This window comes from Flavobacterium arundinis (assembly GCF_038289855.1).
GTDB lineage: Bacteria > Bacteroidota > Bacteroidia > Flavobacteriales > Flavobacteriaceae > Flavobacterium > Flavobacterium arundinis.
On record NZ_JBBYHR010000004.1, the window covers coordinates 152,668 to 174,963 of the forward strand.

Annotated in this window: 22 protein-coding genes; 8 read left to right on the forward strand and 14 right to left on the reverse strand. The window is 42.4% G+C overall.

What is annotated here, in order from left to right; genetic code table 11:
- Nucleotides 1–7 precede the first annotated feature (7 nt).
- The 3 genes from AAEO56_RS08905 to AAEO56_RS08915 are packed head-to-tail and all read right to left on the reverse strand — an operon-like array spanning nt 8 to nt 4,618.
- Nucleotides 8–1,978, reverse strand: a complete 1,971-nt coding sequence (locus AAEO56_RS08905; RefSeq protein WP_341696693.1) for a protein-disulfide reductase DsbD family protein — start codon at nt 1,976–1,978, stop codon at nt 8–10.
- 2 nt (nt 1,979–1,980) lie between these two features.
- Nucleotides 1,981–3,291 carry a tRNA lysidine(34) synthetase TilS gene (tilS, locus tag AAEO56_RS08910; RefSeq protein WP_341696694.1) on the reverse strand — a complete coding sequence of 437 codons (1,311 nt, stop codon included), beginning with the start codon at nt 3,289–3,291 and terminating at the stop codon, nt 1,981–1,983.
- Nucleotides 3,292–3,319: 28 nt separating this feature from the next.
- On the reverse strand, nt 3,320–4,618 hold the full coding sequence (locus AAEO56_RS08915) for an anthranilate synthase component I family protein (RefSeq protein WP_341696695.1): 1,299 nt from the start codon (nt 4,616–4,618) through the stop codon (nt 3,320–3,322).
- Nucleotides 4,619–4,707: 89 nt separating this feature from the next.
- On the opposite strand from AAEO56_RS08915, the gene AAEO56_RS08920 reads away from it, so the two are divergent.
- Nucleotides 4,708–4,890, forward strand: coding sequence for a hypothetical protein (locus AAEO56_RS08920; protein WP_341696696.1), 183 nt, complete (start codon nt 4,708–4,710; stop codon nt 4,888–4,890).
- Nucleotides 4,878–5,177 carry a type II toxin-antitoxin system RelE/ParE family toxin gene (locus AAEO56_RS08925; protein WP_341696697.1) on the forward strand — a complete coding sequence of 100 codons (300 nt, stop codon included), beginning with the start codon at nt 4,878–4,880 and terminating at the stop codon, nt 5,175–5,177. The genes AAEO56_RS08920 and AAEO56_RS08925 overlap by 13 nt, the downstream gene beginning before the upstream one ends.
- Before the next feature lie 49 nt (nt 5,178–5,226).
- On the opposite strand, the gene lpdA is transcribed toward AAEO56_RS08925, so the two are convergent.
- The gene (lpdA, locus tag AAEO56_RS08930) at nt 5,227–6,633 is read right to left on the reverse strand and encodes a dihydrolipoyl dehydrogenase (RefSeq protein WP_341696698.1); all 1,407 of its coding nucleotides are present in this window, start codon (nt 6,631–6,633) and stop codon (nt 5,227–5,229) included.
- 530 nt (nt 6,634–7,163) lie between these two features.
- On the opposite strand from lpdA, the gene AAEO56_RS08935 reads away from it, so the two are divergent.
- Nucleotides 7,164–7,619 carry a hypothetical protein gene (locus tag AAEO56_RS08935; protein WP_341696699.1) on the forward strand — a complete coding sequence of 152 codons (456 nt, stop codon included), beginning with the start codon at nt 7,164–7,166 and terminating at the stop codon, nt 7,617–7,619.
- Between the two features lie 135 nt (nt 7,620–7,754).
- Here the strand turns inward: AAEO56_RS08935 and AAEO56_RS08940 are convergent, their stop codons facing one another.
- Together AAEO56_RS08940 and AAEO56_RS08945 are read right to left on the reverse strand one after the other, a co-directional pair.
- Nucleotides 7,755–9,332, reverse strand: a complete 1,578-nt coding sequence (locus tag AAEO56_RS08940; RefSeq protein ID WP_341696700.1) for a carboxylesterase/lipase family protein — start codon at nt 9,330–9,332, stop codon at nt 7,755–7,757.
- A 143-nt stretch (nt 9,333–9,475) separates the two neighbouring features.
- Nucleotides 9,476–9,934, reverse strand: coding sequence for an Lrp/AsnC family transcriptional regulator (locus tag AAEO56_RS08945; RefSeq protein ID WP_341696701.1), 459 nt, complete (start codon nt 9,932–9,934; stop codon nt 9,476–9,478).
- 161 nt (nt 9,935–10,095) lie between these two features.
- Here AAEO56_RS08945 and AAEO56_RS08950 point away from each other — a divergent pair, with 161 nt between their 5' ends.
- Entirely contained in the window at nt 10,096–11,316 is a 1,221-nt protein-coding gene (locus tag AAEO56_RS08950) for an aminotransferase class I/II-fold pyridoxal phosphate-dependent enzyme (RefSeq protein ID WP_341696702.1), read from the forward strand.
- 107 nt (nt 11,317–11,423) lie between these two features.
- Complete coding sequence (locus AAEO56_RS08955) at nt 11,424–12,116, forward strand: hypothetical protein (RefSeq protein ID WP_341696703.1); 693 nt, start codon at nt 11,424–11,426, stop codon at nt 12,114–12,116.
- A 16-nt stretch (nt 12,117–12,132) separates the two neighbouring features.
- Here AAEO56_RS08955 and AAEO56_RS08960 read toward each other — a convergent pair whose 3' ends face one another.
- Entirely contained in the window at nt 12,133–12,513 is a 381-nt protein-coding gene (locus AAEO56_RS08960; RefSeq protein ID WP_341696704.1) for a YidH family protein, read from the reverse strand.
- A gap of 122 nt (nt 12,514–12,635) precedes the next feature.
- Between AAEO56_RS08960 and AAEO56_RS08965 the strand changes: the two genes are divergently transcribed.
- Entirely contained in the window at nt 12,636–14,807 is a 2,172-nt protein-coding gene (locus AAEO56_RS08965) for a S9 family peptidase (RefSeq protein WP_341696705.1), read from the forward strand.
- 35 nt (nt 14,808–14,842) lie between these two features.
- Here AAEO56_RS08965 and AAEO56_RS08970 read toward each other — a convergent pair whose 3' ends face one another.
- Both AAEO56_RS08970 and AAEO56_RS08975 read right to left on the reverse strand, forming a co-directional pair.
- A complete protein-coding gene (locus AAEO56_RS08970) occupies nt 14,843–15,463 on the reverse strand; it encodes a porin family protein (protein ID WP_341696706.1) in 621 nt (206 codons plus the stop codon).
- A 16-nt stretch (nt 15,464–15,479) separates the two neighbouring features.
- Entirely contained in the window at nt 15,480–15,977 is a 498-nt protein-coding gene (locus AAEO56_RS08975) for a hypothetical protein (protein WP_341696707.1), read from the reverse strand.
- A 110-nt stretch (nt 15,978–16,087) separates the two neighbouring features.
- On the opposite strand from AAEO56_RS08975, the gene AAEO56_RS08980 reads away from it, so the two are divergent.
- Nucleotides 16,088–16,426: a PadR family transcriptional regulator gene (locus AAEO56_RS08980; protein ID WP_341696708.1), complete on the forward strand. Its 339-nt coding sequence runs from the start codon at nt 16,088–16,090 to the stop codon at nt 16,424–16,426.
- Entirely contained in the window at nt 16,423–16,857 is a 435-nt protein-coding gene (locus tag AAEO56_RS08985) for a hypothetical protein (protein ID WP_341696709.1), read from the forward strand. The genes AAEO56_RS08980 and AAEO56_RS08985 overlap by 4 nt, the downstream gene beginning before the upstream one ends.
- A gap of 373 nt (nt 16,858–17,230) precedes the next feature.
- Here the strand turns inward: AAEO56_RS08985 and AAEO56_RS08990 are convergent, their stop codons facing one another.
- The 5 genes from AAEO56_RS08990 to AAEO56_RS09010 all read right to left on the reverse strand — a co-directional run bounded on the left by AAEO56_RS08990 (nt 17,231) and on the right by AAEO56_RS09010 (nt 22,180).
- Nucleotides 17,231–17,464, reverse strand: a complete 234-nt coding sequence (locus tag AAEO56_RS08990) for a hypothetical protein (RefSeq protein ID WP_341696710.1) — start codon at nt 17,462–17,464, stop codon at nt 17,231–17,233.
- A 112-nt stretch (nt 17,465–17,576) separates the two neighbouring features.
- Entirely contained in the window at nt 17,577–18,746 is a 1,170-nt protein-coding gene (locus tag AAEO56_RS08995; protein ID WP_341696711.1) for a THUMP domain-containing class I SAM-dependent RNA methyltransferase, read from the reverse strand.
- Between the two features lie 152 nt (nt 18,747–18,898).
- Nucleotides 18,899–20,365 carry a magnesium chelatase gene (locus tag AAEO56_RS09000; protein WP_341696712.1) on the reverse strand — a complete coding sequence of 489 codons (1,467 nt, stop codon included), beginning with the start codon at nt 20,363–20,365 and terminating at the stop codon, nt 18,899–18,901.
- A 32-nt stretch (nt 20,366–20,397) separates the two neighbouring features.
- Entirely contained in the window at nt 20,398–21,516 is a 1,119-nt protein-coding gene (locus tag AAEO56_RS09005; RefSeq protein WP_341696713.1) for a vWA domain-containing protein, read from the reverse strand.
- Nucleotides 21,517–21,766: 250 nt separating this feature from the next.
- Nucleotides 21,767–22,180 carry a hypothetical protein gene (locus AAEO56_RS09010; protein WP_341696714.1) on the reverse strand — a complete coding sequence of 138 codons (414 nt, stop codon included), beginning with the start codon at nt 22,178–22,180 and terminating at the stop codon, nt 21,767–21,769.
- Nucleotides 22,181–22,296 lie beyond the last annotated feature (116 nt).

Consider the following 22,296-nt stretch of genomic DNA (forward strand, 5'->3'; position numbering starts at 1 on the left):
CCCGATTCTATTTATTGAATTTTGAAACCCCTTCTTTCAGCCATTGTGCATACTCTTCTATGTTTGGCGTATAACCTACAGGTTCGTTAAGATTCTCTTCCTGCAAATTCATCAATACATAATAAGGTTGAGCGTTTATTTTGTACCGGCTAAGTTGCAGGTCACTCCATTTGTTTCCTATGGTCTTTACTTTCCGGCCTGTAACTTCCGAAATATATTGTTCTTTTTCAGGTAATTCCTTTTTGTAATCTACGTAAAGCGAAATAAGAACAACTTCCTCTTTTAATATTGGCAATATACGTCCATCATTCCATACGTTGTCCTCCATTTTACGGCAGTTAACGCAGGCGTAGCCTGTAAAATCCAACAATACAGGTTTATTAACTTCTTTTGCATAGGCAAGGCCCTTATCATAATCTTCAAAAGCTACAATACCGTGTGCAGCGAGTTTGGCTCCCTCAGGTAGTTCTCCCTTACCGGCCACTGAAGTTCCTCCAACCCCAAACGGGGATTCGCTATAGGTAGATGGAGGCGGAAAACCGCTGACCAATTTTAGAGGCGCCCCCCATAGTCCCGGAACTAAATAGATTGTAAACGCAAGGGTCAGCAATCCTAATGAAAGCCTTCCTACTGATATATAACCTCCCGGCGTGTCATGGGGCAATGTTATTTTTCCAAAGAGATATAATGCTAAGCCTCCAAAAACAGCTATCCATATAGCCAGGAATGTTTCCCTTTCCAGTATGTGCATTTGCAGTACGAGGTCGGCATTCGATAAAAATTTAAAGGCAAAAGCAAGCTCCAGAAAACCTAAAAATACTTTAACGGTATTAAGCCATCCGCCTGATTTTGGCAGCGAGTTAAGCCATCCGGGGAACATTGCAAACAACATGAAAGGCAAAGCTAATGCACTTGAAAAGCCCAACATTCCCACTACAGGTGCTATACCGCCTTTTGAAGCTGCTGCAAAAATTATGTTTCCAACAATAGGCCCTGTACATGAAAAAGATACTATTGCTAATGCCATAGCCATGAACAATATTCCTATCACTCCACCCCTGTCAGCCTGCCTGTCAACTTTATTTGCCCAGGAATTAGGCAGCATGATTTCAAAAGCCCCTAAAAATGAAAAGGCGAAAACTATTAAAATAATGAAGAATGCAAGATTGAACCAAACGTTTGTGGAGAGAGCATTTAGAGCATCGGCTCCAAAAATTGCCGTGACCACGATGCCAAGAACTACGTATATAACAATAATGGAGATACCATAAAATATAGAATTCCTAATGCCTGCTGACTTTGTTTTACTTTGCTTTGTGAAAAAGCTTACAGTCATTGGGATCATCGGAAATACGCATGGTGTAAGCAGTGCCGCAAAACCACCAAGGGCTGCTAAAAAAAATGTAGCTAAAAGACCTCTGTCTTCTTCACCTTTTGATGGAGCCGTTTCTACCGTCTTTACATCATTTTTTTTTTCAGGAGCAGGTTGAGCCGCAGCCTCAAAACTTTTTACTTCCTTTGATGTTAAGTCTTTGATATTGAATTCAAAATTATTTTCTTCCTGTATACACACTTCCTTACACACCTGGTAATACAGCTGCAGCTGAGCAACAGTGTTAGCAGGATTGGTTATTTTAATCGTCTGCTTTAACTGCACCGTGTGGCTGAAAAAGTACTCATCAACACCAAAAACCTTATTGAAAGCTTTTTCATAAGTACTTTCTTCTGCCTTGCCGACCGCTTCAAAATTGCCTTTATCGTTATTAAAAGTAATTTCAAGGGGTAATGCGCCGCCATCCGGTGTAAACTGCGAATAAACATGCCAGTTTTCTTCTATGGTACCGTCAAGAATGAGCACATACTCGGTATCCGACTTCTTTTCTATTTTTGAGGTCCATTTTACAGGATGCTGGATATTCTGCGCGTGTGAAGCTAAAAAAGCGAATAAAAGAAAGAATGTATAAGTGAACTTTTTCATTATTATAAGACTTCTATTTTTAAAATTGTGTTTGTTGTTTCGGTTACTTTAAATCGCTCATCGGCACGGTGCCCAATTATCCATACAATGTCGCTGCCGGAGCATAACAGCCATGTATTTTCTTTTTCTCCTAATGAGAATTTTTCATCCTTGAAATATTTGGAAACTTTCTTTTTCAGGCCGTTCATTCCGATAGGGCAAAAATAATCACCTTCCTGCCATCTACGAAGTATTAACGGGAATTTTATTAATTGATTATCAACAAAAATAATCTTTTTTGTTGCATTTTTATTAATTGTTTGTGTAATTCCCAATGTGAGTTTTATAGGTTCCTCAATAGCCAGGCTTCCTTCTGAAATTTCAAAAGCAGCATTATCTTCACTTTGAACCCGTTCTAATATCAAAACCTCCCTATCTTTCAACAGCCTGAAATTACCCGCCAAAATATACTTACCCGATTGTGCATCTGCTAATGCATAGATATCCTCCCAAGCCGTAAATCCAAACGGGTTCAGCCATTGGTACAGGTAGGCCCTATAATTAGGCAGCCTTTTCAGATGCGCTATATCAAAATGTTTCTGGTTATCCTTTTCTGTCACAACTTGTTTATATATCAATACAGAAGCATCTTCCATCATCGACTTAGCCTGTTGCAGGTTTTCGAGTGTCTGCTGGAACGATTCAGCAAAAGCAGGGTTTAGTGTTTTTAGCAGAGGGACAACATCGTGTCGTAGTCTATTCCGCAGGTATTTATCTGATGCATTGCTGCTGTCTTCCCGCCACTGGATATCGTTTTCTTTGGCATACGCCAGAATTTCATCACGGGTAAAGGGTAATAGTGGACGCACTATTTTCCCGTTTTGCTGTGGGATGCCTGTAAGCCCTTCCAGCCCTGTACCGCGTGTAAAGTTGATGAGGAATGTTTCAAGCGAATCATCCAGGTGGTGGGCAGTCAGGAGGAAGTCAAGATTATTTTCCTGCAATAATTCATCAAACCAAAGGTAGCGCAACTGGCGCGCCGCTACCTGAATCGATAGTTTATTATCGGATGCAAAAAGTGCTGTATTAAAATTAGTTACAAATAATTGTAATTTGTTTTCTTTAGCATAAGTGGTAATAAAATCCTCATCTCCATCGCTCTCCTCTCCGCGAAGGTTGAAGTTGCAGTGTGCTATCGAAATGTCGTAATTTAATTGATGTAGCAGGTGAACTAAAACCATGCTGTCCAATCCTCCACTTACCGCAACGAGAAGTTTCCTTTCTTTAAGGAAAGCCAGGTCATTATTTAGGTGTTCGGGTAATTTCGAAAGCATCCCCAAAAGTAAGGAATTTTCGTGAAAGCTACTCCTCCAGCACAGTTCTCATCGCCCTGGCTTTTAATAAACATTCCTCATACTCCTGCTCAGGGGTTGCCTTTGAAGTTATAGCGCTTCCCACCGAGAAGGAAACATATTTATTTTCAGCATTATAAAGAATGCTGCGAATAACAACATTAAAATCAAAATCTCCGGCAGGAGTAAAATACCCGACTGCCCCACTGTACAGCCCGCGTTTGGTTTCCTCTAGCTTTTCGATGATCTGCATAGCCGATATTTTTGGCGCGCCCGTCATGCTCCCCATGGGGAAAGTTGTCCTGATAATGTCCACTGGCGAATGCCCTTCCGCAACCTGAGAAACCACGGTGGAAATAAGATGGTGTACCTGCTTAAAGGAGTACGCACCGCAAAGTTCCTCAACTTCCACCGAGCCTTTAGCAGCAGTACGTGACAGGTCATTGCGCACGAGGTCGACGATCATGATATTTTCCGACCGCTCCTTTTCATTAGCGGAAAGCTCTTGCTTAATAGCATTATCCTCATCTCCATCGGTGCTTCGTCTTGCAGTACCTTTTATAGGTTGGGAAATAATCTTATCGCCTTCCTTCCGTATATACCTTTCCGGAGAAGCGCACATCAAATATTGCTTGTAGTTCTTAAAATAAACAGCAAACGGCGGTTCTGAAATGAAATTGAGCTTTTCATATATAGAAGGCGGATCAATTACAGCATTCTCAGCGTAAAACTCCATGCAGAAATTGGCTTCATAAATATCCCCCCGATGGATATGCTCCAGCATTTGCCCGACTTTCTCCAGATAGCTGTCTTTGGAAATACGCTGGTTTATGGTTGGCAGTTGTTGGTTGCTGGTTGTCGACGTGATTCGTAATTGATAATTCGTAATTTCCTCAAAATCTGCTTCAATTTCATCATCGCACATCCTGAGGTATTGCATTTCCAATTGATCTCCTTTTAATAAAAATAGTTTTTTCGGCTGGAAGAAAAACAGGTCAGGAAATTCAAGCCCATCGAAATTACTAGATTGCAGTTCTTCGGTATCATTCTTCAGGTCATAAGAAAGGTAGCCAAATAGCCAATCTTTAGTGATTCGCTGGTATTCGTTAAGCTTATCAAACGCGTTATGGTAATCGGTTTTAATAGAAGTGAGTGCATCCACAGCCAGCACGGCCTCATAGGAAGTATAGCGTTGCTCATAACTATTGCTATCCAAAAACACTACTTCACGAAATTGCTGTGCCCATTGCAGGAGTTGCTTTTTAAAGGCAGCCGGATTTTGTATGGTAAAAGTTGCTGTAGTTCTCAATTTAGTTGGTTTAGATTGCGAAAATACTAAAGATTAAATACTCTTGTTATATACATGAAAAATAAGTATCTTCGAATAAATACATTGCCATGATAACTAAAACAAAAGTAAAAGAGACTCTTGAAAAATTTCCGGAAGAATTTTCAATTGATGAGTTGGTTGAAAAACTTATTATAATTGATAAAGTTGAGAGAGCCAGGCAACAATCCAGGAATGGAGAGGTGATTTCTGAAGAAGAACTTGATGCTGATGTTGAAAAATGGTTCGAATAAGCTGGACTATACTTGCACGGAATGATTTGAAGGGCATTGCTGAATATATTGCACGAGATTCTGCGTACTATGCAAAAATACAAGTACAAAGAATTATTCTCAAAACAAAAATTTTGAAATTACAGCCTTATTCAGGAAGGATGGTTCCTGAAGTTAATGAAGAAAGTGTAAGGGAACTAATTGAAGGTAATTACAGAATTATTTATGAGATTATAAACAATAATCACCTTGAAATTTTAACAATACATCATTCTTCAAGAGATTTAAACCAAAGGAAATTTCTATAAACACAAAACCCATCCTTGAAGATGGGTTTCATTATTCTAAAAGCTATAATTATATATGTATCGGCCTGTTATCAGTCGCTGCCAGTGCCGCTTCCTTAACTGCTTCCGCATACGTTGGGTGCGCGTGGCTCATCCTTGAGATATCCTCGGCAGATGCCTTAAATTCCATAGCCGTTACTGCCTCAGCAATAAGGTCGGCGGTACGGGCCCCTATCATGTGGACACCCAGTACTTCGTCCGTTTTGGCATCAGCAAGTATCTTTACAAAACCATCGGTATCCATACTTGCACGGCTGCGTCCCAAGGCTTTGAACGGAAAGCTGCCTGATTTATAAGCTACACCGGCTTCTTTAAGTTGCTCTTCGGTTTTACCAACTGCTGCAACCTCAGGCCATGTGTACACAACTCCCGGTATCAGGTTATAGTCAATATGCGGCTTTTGACCAGCTATGGTTTCGGCTACAAATACGCCTTCTTCCTCCGCTTTATGAGCAAGCATTGCACCTTTGATAACATCACCGATCGCATAAATGTTCGATGCAGCTGTTTGCAGGTGATCGTTTACTTCCACCTGTCCCCTTTCGGTAATTTTTACTCCGGCGGTTTCAGCGTTGAGTCCTTCGGTAAAAGGACGGCGGCCCACCGATACCAATGCGTAATCGCCATCAAGTGTTATAGTCTCGCCTTTGGCATTCTCAGCCTGAACCTGTACGCCTTCGCCCGCACGCTCTACCGACTTCACTTTGTGCGACGTGTAGAACTTCATGCCTTGCTTTTTAAGCACTTTGGTAAGCTCTTTAGAAAGGCCTGCGTCCATACCCGGGATAATGCGGTCAAGATATTCTACCACCGATACCTGGGCGCCAAGGCGAAGGTACACCTGGCCCAGCTCAAGACCGATAACGCCACCTCCTATAACGATAAGGTGTTTCGGGACTTCTTTCAGCTTAAGGGCTTCGGTAGAGGTGATTATTTTTTCTTTGTCTATTGTGATGAAAGGCAATGATGATGGTTTTGAACCGGTAGCGATAATAGTGTATTTCGCTTCAATGGTTTCTGATGCTCCGTCAGCTTTGGTTACCTTGATATGTTTCGCATCTTCAAACGATCCTGTACCTTCCAGTACCGTGATCTTATTTTTGTCCATAAGGTATTTGATGCCACTCACGTTTTGGTCCACAACACCCTGCTTGCGCGCGATCATCTGCTCAAAATTGACTTTTATCTCGCCGGCAATGTCGATACCGTGCTCTTTAAAATGCGATATGGCATCATGGTAATGGTGCGACGAATCAAGCAATGCTTTTGAAGGGATACAGCCCACGTTAAGGCAGGTGCCGCCAAGGGTTGGATATTTTTCGATGATTGCGGTATTGAAACCCAACTGTGCGCAACGGATGGCTGCCACATAACCGCCGGGACCGGAACCTATAACGACTACATCAAATGAACTCATGGTATATTTTTTTGTTGTTTGAAAATTTGTCACGCAAATTTAGTCAATATGATTTATATGGTGCCAATAAAAAAAGAGGAATTTGCATGCTGGTTATTTGAGCGTGTCCCCTGCCTGCCTAACGCCAACGCACGGGTCGGGCTCTCGGCTTTATCTGCTCCGTGCCTCCGCAGGATATCGCCTCTATCCCTCACGCAAGCTTCACTCGGGTGCAAGTAATCCGCGAAATCTGGAGAATTCGCAAAGGGTATTTTTATTCGAAGTATAGAGTTCCAAGTCTGCATATGAAACCGCCTTACGCAAAACTTGTTAGCAATAGCTTGATTATTTTTTAAAAAAAATCAGTATTGTAAAAATAATTTGAATGGAATTTTTATATTTGTATAAGGTGTTTTTGGAATGCCTGCTCGTTCGTGCGAAGATTTCATCATCCAATAACTAGATAATATAACCTTCAGAGCTTATTATCCAACAATAGCATACGGACGCATAATATCAGGATAATAATCTTTGAACTTAAGGATTATATTATGAACACTATTGATTACTTCAAACTTCAAGCAAAAAATTTACACAGAGATTTCAAGACCCAAACTCCTCTTATTAACAAAACGACAGGTGGTTTTCAGTACGAGTATTCGCCAAAGTATTTTCAAATTTATGATATCATTTCAGATTTTGATATCGATGAGGAAAATTTTACTCTAATGAACGCACAACATGTAATAGCCAATATTGCAGGCTTTGATAAATGGAATATTCTGATAAAAGTATCGGAATCAGAATTACAACTTGCGAAATTATTATTTGAGAATCAAGATAAAATTGATTTGATTTCGTGGAATTTCTATATTGCCGACGCACAATCTATGAATGAAAACGAACTAGACGCAGAGATTCAAGTAGAAATATTCAAACAAGTTGTAATTGAAGATAATATTTTTAACATGGTAATAGATAGTTATCTTATAAAAGAATACTATTAATATCTTCCCTAAATAGCGCGGATTTACAATTCGTGCATGTAAGAAAGAGTAATCACGATAATAAAAGCTCTTACAGCATCTGATGATTGTTATTTGGCAAGGATTACAAATCCACTCCAAATAACAATCATAAAATTACTTCTTCCCACCAAAATACCCATCCAAAAACAAATACCTTTCCCTATACTGCTCTTTATGAGCCTTGGGCTGCACATTGATATCCATAATACTCATCTCTCCTTCCGGCTTACTTACAGGCCATTTGGGGAGGCTTTTGCCGTTGGGATCGCCCGTTTTTATAAAATTAGCAAAATAATCTTCCCCTGTTTGGGAAACCCTGTAATCATCAGGCCGCCATTTATAGACTTTATTGGTAGCCAGGTTGCCCAATAAGTATTCAATATCGGCAGAATGGTTGGCTCCGGGAAGCGCAGGCGGCATATTATCCTTTGCCTTTTCGCCCGGTACTGTTGGGCGGGCTTTGGAGAAAACATAAGCATATACGGGCTGCCCTGAAGTCCTGCGATGGGTATCGAGCCATTTCCAGGTACCGAAGACGATGAACCCGTCACTTGCAAGCGCTGAGGCCGATGCAATTACTTCTACCTGTGTGCTGCCGGGATATAGCTTCATTATTTCTTCGGCCTTATCGCCAAAGACCGTTTTTACCCTTGCAGCATAATTTTCAGGATTGGGATATTGACCTTCCATAAAGCCCATGTAAGATGATTCGGCAGATGTCCACCCCGCAAGCAAAGGCACTTTGGCCTGTTCGCCTGCGGCAAATACATCAACAGGAGATTTCTTCAGGAAGTATCCGTCGATAGTTGCCTCGGTATTGAAAACACCCTCTTTCCAGGCTTCATCCTGTAGTTTATCGGCCGGCATGGCGCGCAGTTCCGCCAGTGATCCTTTCTTTATTTTTTCGGCGAAAGCAACGCCTATTTTCTCATGCTCAGCTAAAGGCACAACACGCTCGGTAGGCGCTATCATTGCACCGCTCTGCCCAATGGCCCCTGCTATAAGGTTTTTCGACAAAGGTGATGCCATCTGCGCTGATACTGATATTGACCCGGCCGATTCGCCAGCAATAGTTATCCTGTTTGGGTCGCCGCCAAAGGCGGAAATATTTTTCTTTACCCAAAGCAATGCGGCATTCTGGTCGAGCAGGCCATAGTTGCCCGAAGCATGGTTAGGCGATTCTTTTGTAAGTTCAGGGTGAGAGAAGAACCCAAAGATCCCCAACCTGTAATTTACAGTTATCGTTATAATACCCTTTTTTGCAAGGCTCTCGCCGTCATAACGGTATTCCGATGCATCTCCTGCTATAAATCCGCCACCATAAAAATAGACCAGCACCGGCATTTTCTCATTCTCTTTCTTGTCAGGGGCCCATATATTCAGGTAAAGGCAGTCTTCGCTCACCTGTGCGCTTCGAAAGTTCATATCACTGAAGATAGGTTTCTGCATGGGCCTGTTTCCGAATTCGGTAGCTTTGCGTACGCCCGTCCAGCTTTGTGGAGGCTGCGGGGCTTTCCAGCGCAGGCTGCCGACAGGCGGTGCGGCAAACGGAACACCTTTGTAATTCTGGATGCCTGAAGGGAGTACTACACCTTCCAGTATTCCCTGCTCCACTTTTACCTGCGGGCCTTTTTGCTGTGCATAGGAAATAGCTGTAAAGGATAAGATAATGGCGATTGCAATGTTTTTCATAAGATGTCTGTTTGGTATCTCAAATATAACAATTAGAAGAGTAAATTTTAGCCACAAATTACACGAATTTCACAAATCCTGTTCTTTATATTTTAATTCTTAAATAAAGAAATTCGGGAAATTCGTGTAATTCGTGGCTAAAACTAAACCGTTATCACATTCGTGTTCTTCACCTCGCTGATCATGAAAGTGCTGTGCGTGCTGCCAATGTGTTGTAGCGTTGTCAGTTTGGTTACCATGAATTCGCGGTATTCTTCCATATTGGCGACATATATCTTTAAAATATAATCGTAATCGCCGCTCACGTGGTAGCATTCCAGCACTTCGTCAAGCTGTACTACCTGCTGTTCAAATTTGGTAAGGTATTCCTTGGTATGCTGAATCAGCTTCAGGTGACAGAAAACCACGAAGCCACGATTGACCTTGTTGCGGTCAACCAATGCGACATATTTACTGATAATACCTTCACGCTCGAGTTTTTTGACCCGCTCGTAAACCGCCGTAACAGACAGGTTCAGCTTTAGCGAAAGCTGTTTAGTAGTTTGGGTACTGTCTTCCTGTAAAAGAAGGAGCAGTTTTTTATCGATTGCATCTAAAGCCATGTGAAAAATTTTCAGGATTAGTTCTAATTTCTAATTGTATTTAAAACAGTAATCTAATTAATTTCAAATTTATAGAAAATAAAACTAAATAATTTACATGTAGTTGATTTTAAGTTTAAAAAAACTTCTCTTTGACCTTATAAACACATGAAAACTATAGTATGAAAACATTCAACCCCGCCGACAATATCCAGGATCTCCAGTATTTTGGGGAATTTGGAGGCGTAAACCCATCAATATCCGATTCATCTACCTATACTTTCCTTTCGGCAAAGACTATGTTCGATGCTTTTGAAGGCAATGCCGAAGGATGCTACCTTTACTCCCGCCATGCCTCTCCAAGCAACCTGTACCTGGGCCAGGCCCTTGCCGCAATGGAAGGCACCGAGACCGCCAATGTAGCCGCATCCGGTATGGGAGCTATTACTCCTGTATTATTACAGTTATGCGGTATGGGCGACCATATCGTATCCAGCCGCACTATTTATGGAGGTACTTATGCATTCATGAAAAACTTTATGCCAAAGCTGGGTATTACTACATCTTTCGTAGATATTACAAAACTGGATGTTGTAGAGGCAGCCATAACGCCAGAGACTAAAATATTATACTGCGAAACGGTAAGCAACCCGCTGCTTGAAGTAGCCGATATTGAAAGCCTGGCCAAAATAGCTAAAAAACACAACCTGAAACTGGTGGTGGACAACACCTTCTCCCCGCTTTCGGTATCACCAGCCAAAATGGGCGCCGATGTGGTGATCCACAGCCTTACCAAATTCATAAATGGAAGTAGCGATACTGTGGGCGGCGTTACCTGCGGAACACAGGAATTTATCGACCAGTTGCGTAACGTGAATAACGGCGCGAGCATGCTTTTAGGCCCAACAATGGACAGCCTCCGTGCGGCGAGCGTCCTGAAAAACCTTCGTACACTGCACATCAGGATGAAGCAGCACAGCCACAATGCTTTGTACCTCGCACAACGTTTCGAGCAGGATGGACTGAAAACCGTATATCCAGGACTTGAAAGCCACCCAAGCCATGAGTTGTACAAAAACATGATCAATCCTGAATACGGATTTGGAGGCATGATGACTATTGATGTTGGCGACCTGCACAAGGCCAATGAACTTATGGAACTGATGCAGGACCGTAACCTTGGCTATCTTGCAGTGAGCCTTGGTTTCTATAAAACACTGTTCAGCGCGCCGGGAACATCGACATCAAGCGAAATACCTTTGGAAGAGCAAATGGAAATGGGCCTAACTGACGGGCTTATCCGATTCTCTATAGGACTTGACAACGATATTGAAAGGACGTACAGGATAATGAAAGAATGTATGGAGCAAGTTGGCGTTTTGGCGAAGGCCGAGGCTGTTTAATAAACTTCTAAATTATACTATAACCGGGGCAATCGCTCCGGTTTTTTATTTTAGATTTAAGGCAATAATAATTGTGCTTATATTGTTAGCAAAGAAATCACCATTTTATGAAACCGTTCGCTATTACCTTGTTATTTTGTTTTTTAGGCTGCCAAAAGTCGGAAAAGATAGTCATCAATGAACCACAACAAGTAAAGCCTCAAAAACCCGCTCCTGAGTATCTTGTTGATTCGATAGCTATTAATGGGAAAATGTATACTGTAATGCAGGGGCATCCGGCTAATAATAACAACTGCCCTTTATGTATCCTCCACGAAGGCGATACCATTTATAAGCATACTAATTGGGCCGTAAATGGTTTTGAATTTGAAGATCTTGATAGAGATGGAAATGCGGATATTCGTTTGAATCAACTTAGTAATGTTGGCGGTGTAAAAGAATGGATCATGTTTGATAGCAAAACAGGCGTGTTCAAAGAAATAAAAAACTTCAGCGAATTTCCGGCATCTAAAAAACTGGAAGACACAAAATATTTTTACAGCGACCATAAAATGGGATGCGCCGGAGGGATGTGGGGCAGCGAATTGTTTTACATTGATAAATTTGAAGTAAAGCCAATTGGCCGGATTTTTATTGTGACTTGTCGTGATGCCGATTATGCAATGGGTGTTACCATTTATAAAATTGAAGGTAAAAATGAACGTAAGATAGAACAGATGCTCAAAGTACCTGAAAAATATATGGACGAAACAGTGTTCTTTAAAGACTACTGGCTAAAAAACTATAAGAAGTTTGAGTAAAGTTATTGCGTAACGATTACAATGTACGGATAAGATATACAATGAGTAAAGCGCTTACCAGCAATACACCCAGAGTTATCATAGCCAGCATAGCCGAAGAATGGTGATAAATGCCCTGTCTCAGCTGCTTTTTGGTTTGCCTGTACCGGAGATAGGATACACTTGAAATAACGGATCCGGCCATTACAAGTATGATCCCTACAATTGCAGTAAACATTTCTCCGGGGATCATCGTTTCCTCGGTATTCGAAACTACAGGTTCACTAACGAATATTGTTGATTTAACCACTACGAACCCAAATGCCATCATTGCTATTCCGGTACGTACCCATGCCAGGAACGTCCTTTCGTTGGCTAAATGTTCCCTGGCGAGGGTCTGGTCATCAAGATTTTCCATAGGCGTGTAAAAAAGTTTCCTTATTATGAAACGAATTTACAAAAACGGCTACTAATTACCATTATAATGTCCGGCACATTTATACATTCCTTAAATTCGCCCGACAAACAACAAACAAACGTATGAGAAAACTTTTACTGTTGTTCCTTTTTACGGGAATAGCCGCAACCGCACAAAAAAATCTTACCCTTCAGCAGGCCACATCGGGTAAGTACCAGGAATTTGCTCCCAAAAGCCTCGTTTCCCCGCTATGGCGGAAGGATGACAGAGCAATAACCTACATGAGTGACAACTATGCAAGCCTCATGCAACGCAGCGAGGCCGCAAACTGGGCTGAGACGACACTTGTTACAAAAACAGAATTGGCGGCAGCCATGAAAGCCAAATTCCCTGATGATGCTTTCATGCTTCAGATCTTTCCTTACAATTATCAATGGAAAGACAAAGGCACCCTTCAGCTTGAGGTTTCAGGTAAAAACAAAATGTACCTTGTGCTTTTTGATGCCGATAAAAAGGAAGTGAAAAATGCAATTGCTATTTCTGCTGATGCCAAAAACCAGGTGCTTTCACCGGACGGAAGCACTGTTGCATGGCTAAATGATAATAATATAATGTTATCGGGTAAAAGTGATAAAACTGTTACAAACGACATCGATAAAGGTATCGTGAATGGCAGCGACTACACGCACCGCCAGGAATTCGGTATCAATAAAGGGATGTGGTGGAGCCCGGACAGCGGTAAGCTGCTGTACTATCGTAAAGACGAAACCATGGTAGCCGATTACCCGCTTATACAATGGGATAGCCGTATTGCAGAAACTAAGAACATAAAGTACCCGATGGCAGGTATGAAAAGCGAGGAAGTGACACTAGTTGCTTATGATGTTGCTTCAGGCAATAAAGTAACGCTAAAAACAGAAGGCCCTAAAGAGCAGTTCCTTACCTGTGTTACCTGGTCACCTGATAGTAAATATGTGTTTGTAGGTGTCCTGAACCGTGAGCAGAACCACCTGAAACTGAATAAATATGATGCTGCTACTGGAAATTTCATAAAAACATTATTCGAGGAAAAAGCCACAACCTATGTAGAGCCGCTGCACGACTTTACTTTTGTGCCGGGACATAGTGACCAGTTTTTATACCGCACGGAGAAAGAAGGGTATGAGCAGTTGTATCTGTATACTACTGAGGGGAAACAATTGAAAAAACTCGGCTACCTTAATGTGGTCATACAGGATTTCCTTGGCTTTGATGCGAGTGGGAAAAATGCTTTCTATATTGGGGCAACCAATAATGGCCTCGACAGGCAGCTCTATAAAGTAGATCTGGGTTCAGGTAAAACCATTGCTGTTACTACTGCCAATGGTACACATAATACGATCGTAAGCACAGATGGTGGATTGGTACTGGATAGCTACAGCAGCATTACAACACCTAACAGGGTATCTATAACCGACCTCAAAAGCAAAAAAGTGACGGAGATACTGAATGCGGAAGACCCTTATAAAGGCAAAACCGTATTGCCTAAAATGGAACTTGTTACTGTAACGGCGGCCGATGGCAAAACCCCGCTGAACGGCAGGCTTATTTATCCGGCGAATTTTGATGCTAATAAAAAATATCCTGTAATGGTGTACGTTTACGGTGGGCCGCATGCACAGCTTGTTACGAATGAATGGCTTTGCGGTGCCGGGCTGTTCGATTATTATATGGCACAGCAGGGCTATGTTGTATTTACGCTGGATAACCGTGGCAGCGATGCACGCGGGCGTGATTTTGAGCACGTGGTACACCGCAATTTGGGCGTAAACGAAATGGCCGACCAAATGAAAGGCGTCGACTTCCTGAAAAGCAAATCATTTGTGGATGCCGACAGGATCGGGGTTTACGGCTGGAGCTTTGGCGGCTTTATGACGACTTCTCTAATGCTTGACCATGGCGATGTATTTAAAGTAGGTGTTGCGGGCGGGCCTGTGTGCGACTGGAAATACTATGAAGTAATGTATGGCGAGCGCTATATGGATATGCCGCAGGAAAACCCGGAAGGCTATGCCGGTAACAGCGTGATAAGCAAAGCAGCGAAACTGAAAGGCAGGCTGCTCGTGATTCACGGCGCGCAGGATCCGGTTGTGGTACAGCAAAACAGTATGGAATTCATACAGGCATGCATAGCAGCAGGAAAACAGGTCGACTACTTCCTCTACCCTACGCACGAGCACAATGTACGCGGCAAGGACAGGGTGCACCTGAACCAGAAGATAGAGGAATATTTTGATACGTATTTGAAGAAATAATTTTGAGGAGGCTACGGCCTCTTTTTTTTATTTTCTTACAACACCAAAAAATTCACCCCAACATTCAGGGCATTCCTGATATTCGTCACATCCGGGATAGTGCTATCCTTATAAATGTTGTTAAGGCCGCCCTGGCAGTCGTACTCAATATATATCTTAAGGTATTTCGTAACCGGTATCTTTGCCCCTATGCCAAAAGTTATCCCGAAATCTGTACTACGGAAAGCTTCCTTTACATCGGCATTAGAGGTTTCTTCACCGGCAGCCAACAAGAAGCCCCAGTAGGTTCCAAAATTAAGATACCAATTACGCTTACCTCCAAAATGCCAGTTGAGCATTAGCGGCACGGTTATATAATGCAAGTCCACATCGGCATTCCTTAGCTGCCCACCACGAAAGTAAAGTGTACCGCCATCCCACCCTTTGGTGTCGTAAATCAATTTTGTTTTTACGCTCCAGCGATTGGCAAAATTATAATCTGCCGATCCAATAATACTAAGGCTGCTGTTAGTGTCAGCATCATTAAAATTTTCACTATAGTTTACATTGCCGCCATTAGACCCAATGCCGATGCCAACTTCAAGTTCGCCTTTTACCTGCCCATAAGACAGTGCTGAAAATAAGAATAGAAAGAGGAGTATATAATAATTTTTCATAGGGTATGTTGCGACGTTAATCCTCCAGCATGTCTTTTAAGGCTTTAACGACGTCCGGGCTTAAATATTTATAAAGGGCTGTAGGGGTTTCATCAATTGGGATAACAATCAGCTTAAAATATTCTGCCGGATACAGAAAGTTATCTTTGTCATTAAGGTAATCCTGCATTTTTACGACCGTAATGTGAAGGGCCTGCTCTCCCGGTTCGGGGTTGTGCGCCTCGGTCATTTCGTCCTCGCCGTAAGCAGGAAGCTTCTCAATTTTTTCGCCTTCAATAAATTTTGTAAAGCCAGCTGTAACAGCATTCATATCAAGCTGCCTGAAATTCTCTTCGCCATTAAAGGTAACGCTGCCATCCGCGTTAATAAGGACTATCTTATCGGTAAGCTCACCTTCAGAATTCTCCGCCCACCTGAAGATATTTACGTTATAGAGCTGCTTATCCGCAGGTATCTTTTGTGCTGTGCTAACAATGCTAAATACCATTGCTATAACAAGTAGGATGGTTTTCATAGAAAATATATTTATTCCAAATATATAGGTTTTACGGGCATAATTTAAGTTTCTTAAAAATATTTCGTCATTTTATTTGTATACATTGTAATAAAATGTATATTTGTCCTATGTATAGTAAAGAACTTACCAAAGGAACCCTTCAGCCCATCATATTGAAGCTGCTTAGCCAAAGCGATAAGATGTATGGCTATGAGATAACGCAAAAAGTAAAAGAACTTACCCGTGGAAAGATAGACATTAGTGAGGGGGCCCTGTACCCCATACTCCACAAGCTGGAAGCCGATGGCATACTGGATACCGAAAAAGTGTATCTTGGCAAGCGTGTAAGGAAATATTATACGGTTACCGGCAGCGGTAAAAAAGCTGCACAGGAAATAACGGATGAGCTCAATGATTTTATAGCAACACTGTCGCTGATCTTTAACGAAAAACAACTTGCCAAATGATACTGACCGAAGAACAAGTGGATTATATTGACACGAACCTTGAGTTTTATGGGATAGCATCTGCCGGGCTTCGGGCCGATGTTCTGGACCATATCTGTACGCATATTGAAACAGGTAATTTTGAAGATTTTGATACTGCATACAATAGCGCAATCCAACAGTTTGGAGGCTATCATGCTATGAAAGGTATTGAAAGGGATACCTACCTTATGGTCAGTTTTAAGAACAACCTCAGAAGGCAGAAATTGGTAAATATCCTGGGTTGCTTATCTATTGCTGGCATAGTTACCGGTATATTATTTAAGGCTATGCACTGGCCGGGTGCCAACCTGAGTTTTTTCATTGGTTGTGTCCTATTCGTCATTGCATTCCTGCCGCTCTTTTTTTACCAACGGTATCAGAATTTTTATAAAAAGGCAATTTCGCAATAGAAATGATATTTTATACATTTTTAAAGGCTTCGGCCTTTATTTTTTAAAGTAAATACATTTTAATAAAATGCATTCTAATAAACACCTATAATATTAACCGCCTTGAAAGGCATAAATCAATTACATTATGAAACGAAGTATTTATTTGTTCGGCTTTTTAGCCTCATTTCTTCTAAGTTCAGGCTTCATTTTTAAAATGATGCATTGGCCTGCAGCTAACTTGCTGATATTTTCAGGCTTCCTGGTTTTAAACTTCGCATTCCTGCCTGTTTACTTTTTCGAAAAGTTCAGGTCTGCAAAATAGTTTGCTTTTTTGAGTTAGTTAGAGTAAGGGAGCCATGGCTCCCTTACTTATTTTTAGCATTAACCGGCTTTATTTTACCTCTTTCACACCTTTCACAAAGAGCCATCTCATAAATATCTTTTCTTCTCCCATATATTTTACCACCTGGAATTTTGGAGCCAGTATGGTTGTTGCTACCGCAGAAGTAACCGGTATCCAAAAACCTGTAAGCCCTGTAAATTTCTCAATGAGGTAACACAGTAGCATAAAAAATGGCGCAAAGCCAAGGAAGTTATATAAAAATGCTTTTACTTTTTTGTTCATGGTATAATTACAATTTACAGATCGACATCTGCACTTTTACTATTTAAGTAATTGAGCGTTTTATCCGGTTTGAGTGACGCTCAATATAAAATCTACATTCTGAAATCTGAAATTATGATTCTTCCTCCCGTTGAAATTTCGTCCGCTTACTGCCTTCATACATCTCATACTTTACCAATCTTGCCTCAAGCTTGCCGTTGAAGAGCTTTATTTTTCGGGAAGGTTTCAGGCCTACATATTTCAGCGCTTCAAGATTAGCGGTTATAAACCACGCATTGGTTCCCGGGTAACCCTGTTTCAGCGTGTCGCCTATCTCGCGGTAAAAACGCTCCATGTCAATATCGAGCCTTTCGCCATACGGTGGGTTAAACACCATGTGCAGCGGTCCGCGGGTTTCTTTTTCAGTTTCAAAGAAATTGAGCTGCTCAACAGTGACATATTCGTCAAGGTTGGCATTGGTAATGTTGTCTTTCGCTTTATTTACAGCAGAAGGCGCTTTGTCGTAGCCTTTTATGCTATAATGGAATTCCCTTGTTTTCTTCATCAGCGAATCAACTATCATGTCGAAAAGATCGTTATCCCAGTCGTTCCATTTTTCAAAGCCGAATTCTTTGCGGTTGATGTTAGCGGGGATATTACAGGCTATCATGGCAGCTTCGGCAAGAAGGGTACCACTACCGCACATCGGGTCAAGAAAATCGCCCTGGCCATCCCATCCGGAGAGCAACAGCATTCCTGCGGCCAATACTTCGTTGATAGGTGCTATATTGGTCGCCGTCCTGTAGCCGCGCTGGTGCAGTGACGCGCCTGAAGTATCGAGCGCTACCGAGCACTGATCGGCGTGGATATGCAGGTTGATGCGTACATCCGGGAAATCTTTATCAATATCCGGCCTTTTACCATAACGCTCACGAAACTGGTCTACAATCGCATCTTTGGCCTTGAGCGCTACGAATTGCGAGTGGTTGAAATGGTCGGAATGAATGGTCACATCAATTACAAATGACTGATTGGCATTAAGATACTTAGACCAGTCCATTGACATTATTCCTTTATATAAACTCTCCTCATTATAAGCCCTGAAAAAGTAAACGGGTTTAAGTATTTTAAGTGCCGTACGCAGGGCGAGATTGGCTTTGTACATAAAACCTTTATCACCCTTAAAACTAACCATACGTACCCCCTGCTCTACTTCCTGAGCACCCAACATTTGCAGTTCCTTAGCCAGTATCTCTTCAAAACCAAAAAAGGTTTTGGCAATCATTTTAAAGTTGTCTTCCATCCCTATTATAAATTAGCGCAAAAATAGGTTATTTTTTTGTTGCCAAAGCTTAAATCGCGCTTTCGTTATAGCAAACACAAAAAAATTAGCTATGAAAAGCTTCCACTAGCGTGGATACTTTTCATAGCTAACTTTAATAAAATAAGCAGGACTTACAATTTACTAATATAACTACCGTAAATATCCTTGAACTGGTAGCCTTCGCTAAAGCGGTCCTTGCTCAGCTTGTTGTTTTCTGCAAGCCCCCACAGGATGAATTCCTTCATAAAGTACATGTCTTCAGTTGGAGTATCGGGTTGGTATTTTTGTACCAATTGCTTTAACGGAATAATGCTGTCGAGCAGCTTGCGGTAATTGGCATCTGAGATATCGTCTTCCATTTCCACACCCGACTCGTCGTTAAAGAACCAGTCGATAACATCCTGAAACGGGCCTTTGCCATCATTTTTTTCGAGCTTCTCTATTTTCGGGAAGTAGTCGGCAAAAACGGTTTTCACGGCTGCACCTATCAGGTGTTCGGCTACCATGGCCGAGCCTTCCTGCTCACCTTCATATACCAGTTCCACCTTGCCTGTTATAGCAGGGACAATGCCCATGAAATCGGCCAGGCGTATGCTGGTCTTATCCTCCCCTGCCCTAAGTACCCTGCGCTCGGCAGTACTTAGCAGGTTCTCAAAAGCCGTGATGCTCATACGTGCACTCACGCCGCTCTTGTAATCGACGAACTCGCTGCTGCGTGCCTCGAAGCCTATCTGTTCCAGCAGGTCTCGTGCGAGGTCCGGTACGTGTATGGTATCGCTTTGGCGGCCGTCACGGTTGGCTTCCTGCTCGGTTATGGTGCGGGCTATCTTTACGGTTTCCGGGTAGTGCGTTATGATCTGCGAACCTATCCTGTCTTTGAGTGGTGTTACGATGCTGCCACGGTTGGTATAGTCTTCAGGGTTTGCGGTGAACACGAACTGTATGTCAAGGTTCAGGCGCACCTTGAAGCCACGAATCTGGATATCGCCTTCCTGCAATATGTTGAATAGCGCCACCTGTATTCGCGCCTGAAGATCGGGTAATTCGTTGATAACGAATATACAGCGGTTAGCACGCGGTATCATCCCGAAGTGGATTACGCGGTCATCGGCATAGGACAGCCTTAGGCTCGCGGCCTTTATCGGGTCGATATCGCCTATAAGGTCGGCCACGGTAACATCGGGCGTTGCCAGCTTTTCATAGAAGCGCTCGCTACGGTGCAGCCAGCTTATCGGGGTGTCATCGCCTTTTTCAGCAATGAGTTCTTTCGCATAGCGCGAAATAGGCTGTAACGGGTCATCGTTTATCTCGGAGCCTTCCACAAACGGAATGTACTCATCCAGCAGGTTCACCATCAGCCGTGCAAGTCGCGTCTTTGCCTGACCGCGAAGACCCAGTAAGTTGATGTTATGTTTCGAAAGTATAGCGCGCTCCAGTTCGGGTATTACCGTGTTCTCAAATCCCCAAACCCCTTCAAATACTTTTTCGCCGTTCCTTATCTTATCCCGCAGGTTTCCGCGAAGCTCATCTTTAATGTGTTTGCTTTGGTAGCCTGCTTTTTTTAATTCGCCTAATGTTTTTATGTTTTCTGTGTTCATTGTCTTTTATCTATCGTCTATTATCTAATAATCTATTTAACCCTCTTTTTCCTGTTCGTCTCATAATCCTCAAATATCATTTCGCCCAATCCTTTCAGCCCCGTATAGAATGCCTTGCCCTGGTTGGCCTCGGTAAAATGCTGAATGAATTCCTGCAAATACGGGTCGGTAGCTATCATAAAGGTCGTGATGGGAATGTGCAGCTTGCGGGCCTGCTGTGCCATGGCGTAGCATTTATCCACAATATAATCGTCGAGGCCGTTACTGTTCATGTAATAGGTGCCGTCAGACTGGCGTATGCAGCTCGGCTTGCCATCCGTAATCATGAATATCTGCTTGTTGGTGTTGCGCTTGCGGCGAAGCAGGTCCATTGCCAATTGCAGCCCTGCTACCGTATTGGTATGGTAGGGCCCTACATTAAGGTACGGCAGGTCTTTAATAGCAATAGGCCAGGCATCGTTACCAAATACAAGGATGTCCAGCGTGTCTTTCGGGTAGCGTGTGGTGATGAGCTCAGCCAAAGCCATGGCCACTTTTTTGGCTGGTGTTATTCGGTCTTCACCATAAAGTATCATACTGTGGCTGATGTCGATCATCAATACGGTGCTCATTTGCGCCTTGAACTGTGAATCCTCCACCACAAGGTCGCTCTCGAACAGTTGGAAGTCATCGATACCATTGTTCACCTGGGCGTTGCGGAGGCTTTCCGTAAGCGATATCCTTTCAAGGCTGTCGCCAAAGCGGTACTCCCTGAATTCACCCGTGTGCTCATCGCCGCTGCCCGAATATTTCGTCCGGTGGGTGCCCGACCCGGCACGCTTAAGGTTGCCGAATATCTGTTCCAATGCCTGCTGGCGGATAGAACGCTCGGTTTTTGAAGTTATCTTTAATCCGCCTGCACCATCCGGCTTTATCTCTTCGCGGATATAGCCCTTCTTCTTGAGGTCTTCTATAAAGTCATCGATAGTGTAATTTTTGTCGGTCAGCTTGTATTCTTTGTCCAGCTGCCTCAGCCAGTCGATCGCTTCATCGAGGTCGCCCGAAGTGTGGGTTATCAGTTCTGTAAATATCTCGAATAGCTTATCGAACGGCGATATATAAGGGGCTTCGTACGTCTTAAATACAAAGCCTTTTTTTCTGTTCGTTTCCATAGCCATAAAATTAGCACATTAGAGCGAGAAGAATGTAAAATGTAATATAAATTTTTACAGTAGAGGGTTCTCATCCCCGCCCTCTCCGAAAGAGAGGAGCCCTGAAGTAAATAAGAGTATTTATCATTAATCATGATATGTACAGCACTTAAGAATCCCGGAAGCTTTCGGGACGGCATCCCCGTAGCTTGTAGAAGCTAAATACCCGAAAAAAGAGAAATAAATCTTTAGACTTTTGGATTACATGATCTTACGCCGAAAGATGCGTACCTCCATAATAATGCCCTGTGATATCTCGGTCGGTCATGTCCAGATAATCACGCATTATTAGTTGGAAATTATCATTCGCATCAATTACTACCTCATAGTTAGCAACTTTCAGAAGATCTGATATTTTCTGAAATATAACATTCTTATTCATAGCCTCCTCTTTACTAAGCATAAGGTAAAACAACAGATACGTTTCAAACTGGTCACTACAGTCGGCATGGCTGCGCAAATCTTCCGAAACGCCTGTATCCTGTCTCACGGATATGATATCCGATTTTCCATTACTGATAATGGTCGCGGCATATTGCCAGAAGTTTTCCGGGCTGTACTTCCCTTCGACGAATTTTAGTTCCGTACTGCCCGGCAACTGCAGAACAACGAAATAGGTTTCCATAAGTAAGGTATTTACCTTAAAGATACTAACACCTTACGAAGTTATAATGCTATTTATAAACAGGTTAACACAAAATTCAAAATATAGCTACGCAATAACTAAATCGCGATTTTTTA